The 14280-nt window shown below is 30.9% G+C and carries 12 protein-coding genes and 2 other annotated features; of the genes, 5 read left to right on the forward strand and 7 right to left on the reverse strand.

Annotated elements, in window-relative coordinates; genetic code table 11:
• Positions 1–38: 38 nt before the first annotated feature.
• The 5 genes from FYJ26_RS03515 to FYJ26_RS03535 all read right to left on the reverse strand — a co-directional run bounded on the left by FYJ26_RS03515 (position 39) and on the right by FYJ26_RS03535 (position 4174).
• A complete protein-coding gene (locus FYJ26_RS03515; protein ID WP_154539659.1) occupies positions 39–245 on the reverse strand; it encodes a hypothetical protein in 207 nt (68 codons plus the stop codon).
• Between the two features lie 17 nt (positions 246–262).
• Positions 263–2419, reverse strand: coding sequence for a ferrous iron transport protein B (gene feoB, locus FYJ26_RS03520; RefSeq protein WP_154539661.1), 2157 nt, complete (start codon positions 2417–2419; stop codon positions 263–265).
• Positions 2420–2644 (reverse strand): FeoA family protein, encoded by a 225-nt coding sequence (locus FYJ26_RS03525; protein WP_154539663.1) that lies wholly within the window; start codon positions 2642–2644, stop codon positions 2420–2422. It abuts the gene before it with no gap.
• Positions 2644–2865, reverse strand: a complete 222-nt coding sequence (locus FYJ26_RS03530; protein WP_154539665.1) for a FeoA family protein — start codon at positions 2863–2865, stop codon at positions 2644–2646. The genes FYJ26_RS03525 and FYJ26_RS03530 overlap by 1 nt, the downstream gene beginning before the upstream one ends.
• Positions 2866–3310: 445 nt before the next feature.
• Entirely contained in the window at positions 3311–4174 is an 864-nt protein-coding gene (locus tag FYJ26_RS03535; protein WP_154539667.1) for a DegV family protein, read from the reverse strand.
• A gap of 335 nt (positions 4175–4509) precedes the next feature.
• Positions 4510–4752: a binding site (T-box leader), on the forward strand.
• A gap of 51 nt (positions 4753–4803) precedes the next feature.
• Here FYJ26_RS03535 and FYJ26_RS03540 point away from each other — a divergent pair.
• The 5 genes from FYJ26_RS03540 to FYJ26_RS03560 all read left to right on the forward strand — a co-directional run bounded on the left by FYJ26_RS03540 (position 4804) and on the right by FYJ26_RS03560 (position 11499).
• Positions 4804–5991: a hypothetical protein gene (locus FYJ26_RS03540; protein WP_229771205.1), complete on the forward strand. Its 1188-nt coding sequence runs from the start codon at positions 4804–4806 to the stop codon at positions 5989–5991.
• Between the two features lie 216 nt (positions 5992–6207).
• Positions 6208–6444 (forward strand) — a binding site (T-box leader).
• A gap of 66 nt (positions 6445–6510) precedes the next feature.
• Entirely contained in the window at positions 6511–7683 is a 1173-nt protein-coding gene (locus FYJ26_RS03545; protein WP_154539669.1) for a hypothetical protein, read from the forward strand.
• 35 nt (positions 7684–7718) lie between these two features.
• Positions 7719–8780, forward strand: a complete 1062-nt coding sequence (locus tag FYJ26_RS03550) for a branched-chain amino acid aminotransferase (RefSeq protein WP_154539671.1) — start codon at positions 7719–7721, stop codon at positions 8778–8780.
• Between the two features lie 9 nt (positions 8781–8789).
• Entirely contained in the window at positions 8790–9920 is a 1131-nt protein-coding gene (locus FYJ26_RS03555; protein ID WP_154539673.1) for an iron-containing alcohol dehydrogenase family protein, read from the forward strand.
• A gap of 532 nt (positions 9921–10452) precedes the next feature.
• Positions 10453–11499, forward strand: a complete 1047-nt coding sequence (locus FYJ26_RS03560; protein WP_154539675.1) for an endonuclease/exonuclease/phosphatase family protein — start codon at positions 10453–10455, stop codon at positions 11497–11499.
• A gap of 46 nt (positions 11500–11545) precedes the next feature.
• Here FYJ26_RS03560 and FYJ26_RS03565 read toward each other — a convergent pair whose 3' ends face one another.
• A complete protein-coding gene (locus FYJ26_RS03565) occupies positions 11546–13213 on the reverse strand; it encodes an ABC transporter permease (protein ID WP_154539677.1) in 1668 nt (555 codons plus the stop codon).
• A complete protein-coding gene (locus FYJ26_RS03570; RefSeq protein WP_154539679.1) occupies positions 13203–14279 on the reverse strand; it encodes an ABC transporter ATP-binding protein in 1077 nt (358 codons plus the stop codon). Before FYJ26_RS03570 ends, FYJ26_RS03565 begins: the two co-directional genes overlap by 11 nt.
• Between the last annotated feature and the right edge of the window lies 1 nt (position 14280).

Genomic DNA, 14280 nt, shown 5'->3' on the forward strand with positions numbered 1-14280 from the left:
TTATGTATGCTTGGCTATTTAAGTAGCCAAGCTTAAAATTAATCACAATAAGGGCATGATTTGCCTTTGTTTTTAACCTCCTTATGGTTTTTAACTTTACTATAGCATGAAGTACTGGAACAAGACTTAGATTCTGTACAATCCTTACACCCAAAGTTTGAACCTTCTTTAATAAACCTTGTATATATGATATATGAACATATAGCTAATATAACTAGTAAAAATATCCATGATTGTAAGTTCATAAAATCTTCCTTTCTGCTTATCTTCCTTGTTGTGCAAGCCTAACTTTATATTTTTTCTTCTTTTCCTTATATTTAACTGGTCTAAAGATTAGATATAAGATTCCAATCAAAACTATTACAGCAAGTATTGTCTTAATTGAGAATATTCCATATAAGAAGAAGTTTGCTAAGTTATAGAAGATAAATGCTATTGAATATGCAAAAATCATTTGGTATCCTATTGCAATTAGTGTCCACCTATTGTTGTTCATCTCAGTTTTTATAGCACCTACTGCTGCAAAACATGGCATGCAAAGCATATTAAATAGTAAGAATGAATATCCTGCAATAGGAGTTCCTATAGCCGCATTGAAAGCTGTGATAAGTTGTCTGTTTGTTTCATCAAGATCTGAACCAATTCCAAGAACAACACCCATTGTTGAAACTACGTTCTCTTTTGCTACAAAGCCTGTAATTGTTGCAACAGCTGATTGCCATTGTCCAAATCCTAAAGGTTTGAGCAAAACTGCTACATATCCACCAATAACTGCAAGAATTGAGTTCTCTGATTCTGCTTCAACCATATTAAAGCTAAAGTCAAAACTTGATAAAAACCAGATTATTATAGATGAAACAAGGATTATTGTTCCAGCTCTCTTTACAAAGGCCATACCTTTATTGAATACATCTCTTAACACTGAAGTAATTCTTGGTGCATGGTATGGAGGAAGCTCCATAACGAATGGTGCTGGTTCTGAAGCAAACTCTCTAAATTTCTTAAGGATAACACCTGAGATAATTACTGCAAATATACCTATTATATAAAATGAGAAGGTAACTAAGGCTTGCTCTTGCTCGAAGAATGCACCTGCTATAAGGGCAATTACTGGAAGTTTTGCAGAACATGGCATAAAAGATGTAGTCATGATTGTAATTCTTCTATCTCTTTGATTTTCAATAGTTCTTGAAGATTGGATTCCAGGAACTGAACAACCTGTACCAATCATTACAGGTATGAATGATTTACCAGAAAGTCCAAACTTTCTAAATACCCTATCCATTACGAATGCAACTCTTGCCATATATCCTATATCTTCAAGAATTGAAAGTAGGGCAAATAGTACAAGCATTTGTGGTAAGAATCCTAATACTGCACCAACACCTGCTATAATACCATCTGTAGCAAGACCTACCAAAACATCATTGATACCCAAATTTGTTAGAAAATCTGCCGTAGCTGGTGTAAGAGTATCTTCAAAGAACCCATTAGCTGCATCGGTTGCACCTGTACCCAAAGTTGATATAGCTATATAGTAAATTACAAACATAACTAAGGCAAAAATTGGAAGTCCCAAAATTCTATTTGTAACAATCTTATCAATCTTATCTGTAGTAGAAAGCTTTGGTGGAGCTTTCTTAAGTACACGCTCTGAAATATCCCCAAGCGCATCATATCTTTCTGTAGTTATTATGCCTTCTGCCACATCTTCTTCTTTTTGCTCAAAATCTTCTCTTAACTTGTTGATTTTGTCTTTTTGGCTTTGTGATAATTTTATACTTTCAAGCATATCATCATCATTTTCAAAAGCCTTAATTGAATAATACCTTAATAAATTTTTATCAGTTGAATCTTTAATTTCATTTTCGATTTCAGATAGGGCTTTTTCTAGTTCTTTTGAAAAAGTAAGTGGATGTGGGAAGTATTTTTTTCCATTACTTTTAACAATTTCTTTAACTAAAGCATCGGTTCCCTTTTTCTTGCTTGCTATAATTTCAACAACTGGACATCCCAAAAGCTCTGATAGTTTCTTTGTATCAATGATGTCTCCATTGTTTTTAACAATATCCATCATGTTTAGGGCAAGAATTGTAGGAATACCTAACTCTATTAATTGACTTGTAAGATATAGGTTTCTAACAAGGTTAGAACCATCTACAAGGTTTACTATAAGGTCTGGTCTATTTTCTACCAAGTATTGCCTAGAAACAACCTCTTCCATAGTATATGGTGAAAGAGAATAAATTCCTGGTAAATCTTGGATTATAATGTCCTTGTGACCTTTTAATCTTCCTTCCTTTTTATCAACAGTAACACCTGGCCAGTTACCAACCCTTTGATTTGAACCTGTAAGTTCATTAAAAAGTGTGGTCTTACCAGAGTTAGGGTTACCTGCTAAAGCAACAGTATAAGTCATTTAATCCTCCACTAGTATATTTTTTGCATCTTCTTTTCTTAAAGTTAGCTCGTAACCTCTTAGATTAACTTGTATAGGATCTCCTAATGGGGCGATTTTTCTAACATAAACTTCAGTATTTTTAGTAATACCCATATCCATAATTCTTCTTATGGTTGCTCCATCTCCCTTAATCTTTTTGATAATAGCCGTCTCTCCGACAGCAACATCCTTTAAAGTCTTCATTAGTTTAACTCCTTTACATAAATTCTTTTCGCTAAGTCTTTATTTAATGCATACTTACTATCATCAACCATGATAATGTAATTCACACCATCAAAGAAAAATAACTTAACTTTCTTTCCTTTAACAAATCCCAAATTTGAAAGGCGGTTTTTCACTTCGTCATTTCCCGTAATCTTTATAACTTCAACTTCTTGTTGATCTTTGCATAAAGTAATTGGCATTATTCCCTTCTTTCCTTACTATTAATACTAATAATGTGATTTATAGCTTATAATAATATGATTTATTGTAATAATAGTCAATATCAGCAATCCACCGAAAAATCAGATTTTCTTATATAAATTACATTACTATAAAGATAATAGCTACATAAATAATATGTAAATATTGATATATATTATCAATATCTCTAATAAATATTATACAATTTATTTCTGATATTGAATATCAATATATTGACATTTTATCTTGAAACTTAAAATATATATAAAAAGTTTCTGACTTTTTTTAATTATTTTTAAAACTATACTTACTTCGTTAAATGTTGTTAAATATTTCTTTAACTTTCCCATATATTTAGATACAAAAATAATTTATTATTCAGGAATTTGAATCATATTAGAATAAATATAAAATTATTTCCAATATAAAAAAAGCCCCTAGGGCTTAATATGGAAAAACAGAGCAAAATACAACCCCATCTCCTAGGTGTACTCCTATAACTGGAGTAACATCTATTATTTTAAAATCATTTGCCTTTTCTATTTCTTCTGCCAATCCTTCTTTTATAATCTCTATAGGCTCATCACTACCTGCCCCTCCTATTATAAGTTGGTAACTATCATATTTAGTACAAAGCTTCTTTACGTATTTAATTAGTTCCTTATAAGATTTTTTCTTTCCTGTTACTTTCTTTATAAGGGAAACTTCTCCATTTTCTATACATAAAACCGGTGAAAATGAAATTAGATTACCAAGTTTTGCTATAGACTTTGGCAATCTTCCTCCACGAGATAGGGCATCTAGATTTTTTACAACCCCACATACATTTACATATTTGAGGTTTTCTAGGCTCTTTTTATATATTTGCTCTAAACTTTCACCATCTTCAGCATATTTTGCAGCCTTTATTACAGGATAGATTGATGCTATTGTTGCAGTGTTAGTATCAATTATTTCAATGTTTGCATCCGATTTCTTTTCTAGAAACTCATCTTTTCCTATATGCATCATTTGATTCATACCTGTTAATTTTTTTGAAATCGAAAAAATCAAAAAGTCCCTATATCCCCTATCATATTCTTCTTCTAATAATTTTAAGAAATATCCTATTGATGGGATAGATGTAGTTACTTTCTCATCACTTGCCTTATATTTTTCTAAAAATTCACTTTTTGAAATCTCATATAGGTCTATGTATGATTTATCCTTAAAATTAATATTAAAAGGTAGGATGGATATTCCATACTCTTTTGCCATCTCTAAGTCTATATTGCAACCAGAATCTGCTATTATTTTTACTTTTTTCATATTTACCCCATTTATAATTTATTATTTATAGTTTATATATATTTAAAATTTTTTCTTATTTATATCAATTTTAACACTACTATACTTTCTAAAAGCCTTAAAACAATTATTTAATATAAATTTAACAGACAATGATGTAGACATTATAAGAATATTTATTTTATATTTATCACATAAATTTAATAAATATACTCCATATGAAATCAGTTTGGTTTTTATTGCTTAATAATTTATATTTATGTAATCAATATTCTATAAATAGCCTTTTTGTAAAATTTATTAATATTTTTCAAAAAAATATTTGCAATTTTAAAATTTAGTGTGTATAATTAGTTTTAATAGTTAGGAAGTGGAGCAGTAGTTAAGCTAATTTCTTAAGAGAGGTACTGTGTGGTGTAAAGTACTGAAATTACTTAATGAAACTAGCCACCAAGCTGGGTAGCTGAAATAAGAGTAGGTTATTCCGGGAACTCCCGTTACAGAGTTATTCATTATAATTGAGTGCATCAACTGATGAAGAAGAGTGGTACCGCGGGAGTAGTATAAATTTATTTAGATATTCACCTCTCGTCTCTTTGCTTAGGCAATAGAGACGAGAGGTTTTTTATTGCCAAATACTGGAGGAATATATGGAAAGAACAAGTAATAATTTTAAAAAAACTAGTATAGGTAGGAAACAGATTGTCCAATCAGGAGTTTTCTCCTTGGCCTTGATGATGTTTTCATCTCATGCTGGAGGTGGTTTTGCAACAGGAAATCAGGCTAATACATATTTTGTAGGATTTGGAAATATGGGTATTATTTCAGCTATATTTGCTATGTTTATCCTTAGTTTTGTTGTAAGGGAAGCAATTATAATGTATAGGGCAAATGATTTAAAGTCATATAAGGACTTGTTTAAATGTCTTTACCATCCATTCGATAAATTGTCTATCTTCTTTGAAATTTTCTATCAAATAATGGTTTTAATGGCAATTGCATCAGCAATTTCAGGTGCAGCTAGTGCTTTGAAAGAATATATGAACTTCAATTATGTAGTAGCTGCCATTATGGTTTCTGCTATAGTACTTTTTTTAGTAATTTTTGGAGCAGACTTTGTTAGAAAAATTTCTGCTGTTATGGGAATTGTTATTCTTGTCACAGCTATATCAATTTATATCATAGGAAGCTTTATGGGGGAAGGAATCTTTACAATTATGAAGGCTGACTTTATTGAAAATGGATTTAGTAATTTTCCTAAGGCTGGTATAAATTCATTTGTATATGCAGGTTTTCAATGTGTACAAATACCTTCGCTTATAGCATGTTCTAATGTTATAAATAATAAAAATGAAGCAAGCTTATCTATGAACATAGCCTTTATCATAAATTTTATAGCTTTGGTTTTATCAGTGACTATGCTTTTGTCATGGAGGAGTGTTTATATGAATGTTGATGGTGGAGAAGTTTTACCTACCTTGACATCAACCCAAGCTATGGGCTTTAAGTGGATGGGAATCTTCTACAGTATATCTTTGTTTATGTGCTTATTGTCAACAGCAGTGTCTATAGCCTATGGTTTTGTAGCAAACTTTGAAAATGCCAAGGTAATTTCAATTATTAAAAGTGCAAAAATAAGAAGAGCTATAGTAGCTTTATTTATAATAAGCATTTCAATGTTTATATCAATGGTAGGCTTAACTAACATTATAAAATATGGATATGGCTATTGTGGATATATAGCTATAATATTTATCATAATTCCATTTATGACAGTTGGGGTGTATAAAAATAGAAAAATCTTTGAAAGGAAAATAGAAACTAAGATGAATACTTAATATTATATTAATAAGACTTTAATAAAACTAAATAATTCTATCTTAAGCAAACACCTTACTTTAGGCTTTAGAAAAGATTGTTATAAAAATATTTTATAAAGTTTTATATATTTTTATAAGTCTAGATTTCAACATCTATTATTTTTTGGTAAAATTTTTGCATAAATTTAAAAATAATTGCTTGCTTTTTCATTTAAAAGGGTGTAATATATTTATTAACAAGTTTTGACGTGGAAAAGTAAGCTAGTTGAATTTAAAGAGAGGTACTATTTGGTGTGAAGTACTATGAAGACTAGGATGAAAAATCACCACCGAGCTATAATGCCCAAATTTTTGTAAGCATTATCGGGAACTCCCGTTACAGAGTTAATCATTATAATTGAGTGCATCAACTGATGAAATAGAGTGGTACCGCGGGAGTGGATTATTTAGTTTTAGTCTCTCGTCTCTAAGCCTTAGGCAATAGAGACGGGAGTTTTTTTATTGCCTTAGAAAATAATAAATTTTAAGGAGAAAAGAATGAAGTTAAGGAGAAATCTTTCAAAAAATGCAGTTGTTTCTATAGCCCTGATGCTATTTTCAGCCCATGCTGGTGGTGGATTTGCTACGGGTAACCAGGCCAATACATATTTTGTAGGACTTGGTTTTTGGGGAATATTTTCAGCCATCCTTGCCATGGTTATTTTGTGTGGGATGCTAAGGGAAGCTATGATTATGAAAAATAGTAGGAATCTTTCATCATACAAAGAAGTTTTTGAAAATCTTTATCACCCCTTTGATAAACTAGCTTACGCCTTCGAGGCCTTTTACCTAATCATGGTAGTTATGGTTATAGCAACTACCATATCATCTGCAGCAAGTGCCTTGAGTGATTCTTTTGGCTTTTCTTATAAGATAAGCCTTGTATTGATATCTGCCCTTATCCTTCTTATGGTCATGTTTGGAGCAAATCTTGTAAGAAAATTTGGGGCAGTAATGGGAATTTTAATCCTTGTAACAAGTCTTTCAATCTACTTTTATGGAAGCTTTTCTGTGGAAAATCCTTTAGGAAGGCTTACAAATGAATTTAGTCAAAATGGATTTTTACACTTTCCAAAGGCTATTGAAAATGGCTTTGTCTATGCTGGTTTTCAATGTGTACAAATACCTGCAATGATAGCTTGTTGTGGAGTTCTTAAAAATAAGGAAGAAGTTACAAGGTCTATGAATATATCAAGCCTAATAAACTCACTTGCCCTTGCCCTGTCAGTATTTATGCTTTTTGTATGGAAAGACTACTTCATGGGTATAGAAAATGGAGCAACTCTTCCTACCCTCACAGTCACCAAGGCACTTGAGAAAAATTGGATAAGCGTATTTTACCTAGTAAGTTTAATACTTTGTCTGATATCATCAGCAGTTACCATAACCTATGGTATGGTCGCAAGATTTGAAGAAAATGAAAAATTAAAGAAAATAAAAAATATAAAAGTTAGAAGACTTCTTCTATCACTTTTTATAGTATTAGGTTCTATGCTTATATCAAGTATAGGTCTTACAAATATAATAAAATATGGATATGGCTATTGTGGATATCTTGCAATATTCCTTATAATAATACCTTTCCTTACAATAGGGGCCTATAAAAATTATAAGTATATGCAAAAAGAAGAAAATAAGGTTGGAGAAAATATACAAATATCATTGGACTAAAAATAATATAGAAAATTTTACAAGAGAGGTAAATTATGGAATTTGAATTTGTCGAAAAAAAGGAACTTAAAGAAAAACCAAAAGAAAATCTAGGTTTTGGAAAATACTTTACAGACTATATGTTTGTTATGGATTACACAGAAGATAAGGGCTGGCACAACAAAAAGATTATCCCTTATGGAGATATCACAGTAAACCCATCAACTATGGTTCTCCACTATGCTCAAGAAACCTTTGAAGGTCTCAAAGCCTATAAAGGAAAAGATGGTAAAATATACCTATTTAGACCATATATGAATGCCAAAAGATTTAAAAACTCAAATGAGAGAATGTGTATGCCAGAAGTTAGTGAAGAACTTTTCGTAGACTCAATTAAAGAGCTTGTGAAAGTTGAAAAAGATTGGATTCCTGAAGGAGAAGGCGAAAGTCTTTATATAAGACCTTTTATGTTTGCCGATGAAGAGTCCCTTGGTGTTCACGTTGCCAAGTCATATAAATTTTTGGTAATACTTTCTCCAGTAGGAGCTTACTATCCAGAAGGAGTAAACCCTATTAAAATCTATGTAGAAGATGAATATGTAAGGGCAAGTGTTGGTGGAACTGGTTTTGTAAAGTGTGGTGGAAACTATGCGGCAAGCCTTATAGGGCAAAAAAAGGCAGAAAAACTAGGTTATACACAAGTACTATGGCTTGATGGAATACATAGAAAATATGTAGAAGAAGTCGGCTCTATGAATGCTATGTTTTTAATCGATGATACAGTGGTAACTGCACCAATTGAGGGAACAGTTCTTCCAGGAGTTACAAGAGATTCTATAATGACCTTGCTTAAAGACTTTGGCTACAAGGTAGAAGAAAAACATATGCATATAGATGAATTAATGAAAGCTGGACGTGAAGGAAGACTAAAAGAAGCCTTTGGTACAGGAACAGCCGCAGTAATCTCCCCTATAGGGGAACTTTACTACAAGGGTGAAGAAGTAATTGTAAATGACTTTAAAACAGGAGAACTAACTCAAAAACTTTACGACACCCTAACAGGAATCCAATGGGCTACAAAAGATGATAAGTATAAGTGGAGAGAAGAAGTCAGATAGGAGATAATAATGACAAGCGTAAATTTGACAAATTATAGCGTAAGCAGGAACAATTATAAGTCCTTGGCAAGAGTATGTAAAGATGAAAGGGTAGAAAATGTAGTAATAATCGGTGGTAAAAGGGCAATGAAGGCTGCAAATAGCCTTATAAAGGAGGCTCTACAAGATACAGAAGTTAAAGTTTTGGGAGAGTTTGTATATGGTAAAAACTCGACCAATTCAAATATTGAAAAACTTCTTAAAAAAAACGAGGTGAAAGATGCCGATGTAGTATTTGCTGTAGGTGGTGGTAAGGCAATTGATACTGCCAAGGTTATAGCAGATAGGTTAAATAAGGACTGCTATTCCTTTCCAACAATCTGCTCAAACTGTTCATCTGCAACAGCAATTTCTGTAATTTATAATGACGATGGCTCCTTTTCCCACTATGAGGATAAGATAAAAGCACCAAGCCATATTTTTATAAATATAGAAATTCTAGCAAAGGCCCCTGAAATTTATATGTGGGCAGGAGTAGGTGATGGACTAAGCAAAGAAGCCGAAGTTTTATTTGCTATGAGAGGACAAGATTTAAATCACGTGGCAAAACTTGGTAAAGCCATTGCCAAATCTTGCCAAGAGCCTTTCTTAAAATATGGCCAACAAGCAATTGAAGATTGTAAAAACAATAAAAGCTCTAAGGCCATAGAAGAAGTCGCCATGGACATATTTATAAATACAGGAAATGTATCCAACCTAACCAACCAAAAAGACTTCTACTACAACTCATCTCTAGCTCACGCTTTTTACAATGCAAGCTGTTCAGTAAAAAGAGAAGGACACTTTGAACATGGAGAAGTAGTATCCTTCGGTGTACTTGTTCTTCACGCTTATGATAGAAATCTTAATGAACTTGATAAGATAGGAAGATTTAATAAAAAAGTAGGACTTCCTACAAAACTTTCTGACCTTAACTTAAAAATTGATGACCTTGAACAGATAGCAGATGAGGCCATGAAAACAAACGAGTGGAAAAAGGCGAAAGTAGAGCTTTCAAGAGAGAACTTTATAGAGGCTATAAAGGTAGCTGACCAATATGGTAAGGCCCTTGATGATGAAATGAAAATTGAAAAAGCAAGCTATGAAAAAATAGCTAAATAATATAAATAAACAAATCAAAATTTAAAATTAAATATTTTAATAAGTAAATACAAAACTAAAATTTATAAAAGGACTCTTGCAAATAATTTAATCCTTGCAAGAGTCCCTTATTTTTTATAATCTATATCTTGTAATACATTAATATAAAACATTATAGATTTTTATAAAAATTCCGAATCAATTCTAAAATAACAAAATTAAAGAAGAAATCAAAAAGTAAGGGATAATTAAGCCGTCCATAATTTAATAAAGCTATATCAGATAATGAAATCTTTTGTAGGTATTGCTATTTTGAATTTAAAGAAATTATCTAAAAGATAATATATCTATAATCTATAAGAAAAACTAGAAGATTTGTTTATAGCTGATATAAGTAGGTCTTAAAAAGCTTTCCAAAGCCTATACCCATAGCCTTAAAATAATCTTTTAAAAATTCTTTCATAATTCATTTTTCTTTCTATTCATTAGACTTAGAAAAATTATAATTTACCAAAATATTATAAAATGATAAAATATAAAAAAAGAGGTGCTTATGAAAAAAATATTAAAAATTTTAGCAGGTTTTATAGGAGTTGTTTTTATCTTATTTCTCATACTTCTATCCTATCTTTGGATAAGAGAATATAGACCAAAAGAAGTAGAAGATATAAAAGTTATGGGAAAAGCAGAAGAAGAGATTGAAAGTAATAAAGAATATAAGATTATGACTTGGAATATCGGCTATGCAGGTCTTGATAAGGATACAGACTTTTTTATGGATGGAGGAAATATGGTCTTTCCCATAGATAAAAGCCATGTAGAAAATGCTTTTGATAATATATTAAAAATATCAAAAGAAATAGGTGCTGATTTTAAACTTTTTCAAGAAGTAGATAAGGATTCTAAAAGAAGCTACCATATAGACCAAGTTGAAATTCTAAAGGATAACTTGGGTGGAAATCTAGCCTTTGCCCTAAATTATAAGGTAGATTTTGTACCATTTCCCTTACCACCACTTGGAAAAATCACATCTGGAATCCTTACCCAAACCGAGAAAAAAATAGAAAAATCAGAAAGATACCAACAACCCATCCCCCACAAATTTCCAGTAAGACTTGCAAACCTTAAAAGGGGATTTTCTGCCTCCTACCTTCCAGTAAAAGAAAGCGATAAGAAATTTGTCCTAGTAAATATCCACCTAGACGCATACGAATCTGGAAACCAGGGAAGGCTTGCCCAAAGTAAGCAAATCATAGACTTTATAGATAGTGAATATAAAAAAGGAAACTATGTCCTTGTAGGAGGAGACTTCAATCAAGAACTTAGCGAAGTAAAAAAAGAAGTACCTGAAGGAATATGGGATCCAAGTCCCTTCCCTAAAGAATACCTAAAAGACTTTATGAAACTTCTTTATGGAGATAGCGAAACATCTGTTGTAAATGATAAACCATATACTGGAAAAGATGCCTATCTTTCTACCATAGATGGCTTTATAGTTACAGATAATATAGAAGTTAAAAATATAAAAACCATAAAAGAGCAAAACTTCCAATACTCCGACCACAATCCTGTTCTTTTGGAATTCAAACTTAAAAACTAAGAAAAAATTGTATGGATTTTTTACTTCCATACAATTTTTTAATTTCTTATATATTGATATTTTTATTTTTCCCTAATAGGTTAAAACCTAGGAGTGCTATAACTGTAAATATTGTCAAAAGGGTTGAAAGTGCTGCTGCTACTCCATAATTTCCTCTTACTACTTCTGTATATATGGCTACTGTCATAGTCTTTGTTTTAACATTTGTAAGAAGTATTGATGTTGAAAGTTCTGATATCAATGTTACAAATGATAAAATAGCACCTGAAATCAAGCCACTTGCCATCATCGGAACTGTGATTTTTAAGAAAGTTTTTAATTTACTTGCCCCAAGACTTATTGCAGCTTCTTCTATAACTATTGGAATTTGTTGTAGGGTTGAACTTGCAGATCTTAGTGTATAAGGCATTCTTCTTATTACAAAAGATATAATGATAATTTGTATTGTTCCTCCCATTGCCATAAAACCACTTCTTCCAAATCCATTTGCAAATGATTTTAAAAGTGATATACCTATTACAACTCCTGGTAATATAAATGGAATCATTGTAAATATATCTATCAAATTTGTAAAGAAATTTTTTCTTCTTACAACAAGATAAGATATTATAAGTGATAATACTATTATTACTAAAAGTGCTATTATTGGAAATAAAATAGAATTTATAATTGAATTTCCAAGTCTTGATATAGCTGTTTGATAGCTTTTTAGTGAATATCCATCTATAAATATTTTTCCTGAAGTCTTTTTAAAGGATGTATATGTTAAATATATTTGTGGAAGAATTGATAAAAATACAACAATATACACTAATAAATGAGCAATTATATTAGCTGGTCCCTTTAATTGTTTTTTTGCAACAGGATTTAAGAAATTTGATGAATAAGCTGATTTTTCAGCAATCTTTTTTTGTATTATAAAGACTAAACTTGTAAATATAATAGCGATTACAGCAATAGCTGATGCAAAAGATTGATTTGTACCAACTTCTCCTACAAATTCGTTGTATATTAGCACAGGAAATGTTCTATAACCTTCTCCAATAAGCATTGGTGTACCAAAATCAGACATACATCTCATAAAGACCAAAAGAGAACCTGCAAGTAATGATGGAACTATGAGGGGTAAAATTATTTTAAAAAATCTTCTAAGTCCCACACAACCTAAATTCTCACTTGCTTCTATTACGGATGCATCTATATTTTCAAAAGCAGACTTTGCATATAAGAATATTAATGGATAAAGTTGTAGCGAAAATACCAATAATATCCCTTTAAATCCATAAATCTCTGGGATTTTTATAGAAAATACATTTGATAGAAACTCAGTTATAATTCCACTTCTTCCAAGTAGCAATATCCAAGAATATGCCCCTATAAATGGTGCTGACATTGAAGCTATAACTATAATTATATTTAAGGCTGTATTTCCCTTTATCTTATACATACTCATAATATATGCAATTGGTGTTGCTAAAAGTATGGTAGATATTGTAGCTAGACTTGATATTTTCAAAGAGTTTAGGAGGGTTTGAAAATAGTAATTCTTGGAGAAAAATTTATGGAATTCATTGAAAGTAAATCCCTCTCCTTTTACATATACTGAAGATAAAAGCAATCTAATTATCGGATAAACTAAAAATAGCAAAAGTCCAATTAATATAACAATTGTAAAAATCTTCCATATATCTATATTCTTTCCTTTACTTTTCATAACTATCACCTACTAGATTTAGGCTACCATCTTTAGTAAAAACATTAATCTTTTCTTTTTTTATCTCAACAAAAACCTTATTATTTATAGTTTCTGTTTGATTTAGATATGATTCTTCTAAAACATCAATTTCTTCATCATTAGGATTTATCATATGAAAATGTGTATTTGCTCCCAAAAACACATGGTCTATAACCTTACATTCCATACCCTTATCACTTCTTATAAGATCTTCTGGCCTTACAGATAAGATTATCTCACAATCATCTGCTGTATTTAATTTCATATCTAATTTATAATCTTTGCTAATTTCTATTTTTTCATCTTTAGCATTATAGAAGGCTTTAATTTTATTATTTGTGCCTATAAAATTTGCAACAAAAGTATTGATTGGTTTGTGATATATTTCTCTTGCACTTGCACATTGTTGGATAACTCCATCTTTCATTACTGCAATTCTATCAGAAATAGCCATAGCTTCTTCCTGATCGTGTGTTACATATACCGTTGTAATTCCTACCTCTCTTTGGATTCTTCTTATAGTCTCTCTTAACTCTACTCTTAGTTTTGCATCAAGATTTGATAAGGGTTCATCCATGAGTAAAACATCAGGTTTTATTATTATAGCCCTTGCAAGGGCAACTCTTTGTTGTTGACCTCCAGATAAGGCTTGTGGTTTCTTTTCAGCATGTTCTTCTATTTGCATAAGTTTTAACATCTTGTCGGTTTCTTCTTTTATAGTTTGAGAATCTACTTTTCTTTCTCTTAAACCAAACTCGATATTTTTTCTTACTGTCATATTTGGAAATACGGCATAGTTTTGAAAAACCATTCCTATATTTCTTTTAGATGGATCCATATCATTTATTCTTTTGTCCCCAAAATAAAAATCTCCACCTTCTATTGAGTTAAAACCTGCAATCATTCTAAGAAGTGTTGTCTTACCACATCCTGAAGGACCAAGGAGAGTAAAAAACTCTCCATCCTTTATTTCAAGATTGATATGCTTTACAACTTCTCTGTCCCCATATTTTTTTACTGCATCTTTTATTAGAATTTTTGACATA

Origin of the sequence: Anaerococcus porci (assembly GCF_009696575.1) — a bacterium.
Taxonomy (GTDB): Bacteria; Bacillota; Clostridia; order Tissierellales; family Peptoniphilaceae; genus Anaerococcus; species Anaerococcus porci.

What these genes read in the sequence shown, in the direction of transcription:
- FYJ26_RS03515 (WP_154539659.1), bottom strand. Translation starts at nt 245, where the DNA reads ATGAACTTACAATCATGGATATTTTTACTAGTTATATTAGCTATATGT.
- feoB (WP_154539661.1), bottom strand. Translation starts at nt 2,419, where the DNA reads ATGACTTATACTGTTGCTTTAGCAGGTAACCCTAACTCTGGTAAGACC.
- FYJ26_RS03525 (WP_154539663.1), bottom strand. Translation starts at nt 2,644, where the DNA reads ATGAAGACTTTAAAGGATGTTGCTGTCGGAGAGACGGCTATTATCAAA.
- FYJ26_RS03530 (WP_154539665.1), bottom strand. Translation starts at nt 2,865, where the DNA reads ATGCCAATTACTTTATGCAAAGATCAACAAGAAGTTGAAGTTATAAAG.
- FYJ26_RS03535 (WP_154539667.1), bottom strand. Translation starts at nt 4,174, where the DNA reads ATGAAAAAAGTAAAAATAATAGCAGATTCTGGTTGCAATATAGACTTA.
- FYJ26_RS03540 (WP_229771205.1), top strand. Translation starts at nt 4,804, where the DNA reads ATGGAAAGAACAAGTAATAATTTTAAAAAAACTAGTATAGGTAGGAAA.
- FYJ26_RS03545 (WP_154539669.1), top strand. Translation starts at nt 6,511, where the DNA reads ATGAAGTTAAGGAGAAATCTTTCAAAAAATGCAGTTGTTTCTATAGCC.
- FYJ26_RS03550 (WP_154539671.1), top strand. Translation starts at nt 7,719, where the DNA reads ATGGAATTTGAATTTGTCGAAAAAAAGGAACTTAAAGAAAAACCAAAA.
- FYJ26_RS03555 (WP_154539673.1), top strand. Translation starts at nt 8,790, where the DNA reads ATGACAAGCGTAAATTTGACAAATTATAGCGTAAGCAGGAACAATTAT.
- FYJ26_RS03560 (WP_154539675.1), top strand. Translation starts at nt 10,453, where the DNA reads ATGAAAAAAATATTAAAAATTTTAGCAGGTTTTATAGGAGTTGTTTTT.
- FYJ26_RS03565 (WP_154539677.1), bottom strand. Translation starts at nt 13,213, where the DNA reads ATGAAAAGTAAAGGAAAGAATATAGATATATGGAAGATTTTTACAATT.
- FYJ26_RS03570 (WP_154539679.1), bottom strand. Translation starts at nt 14,279, where the DNA reads ATGTCAAAAATTCTAATAAAAGATGCAGTAAAAAAATATGGGGACAGA.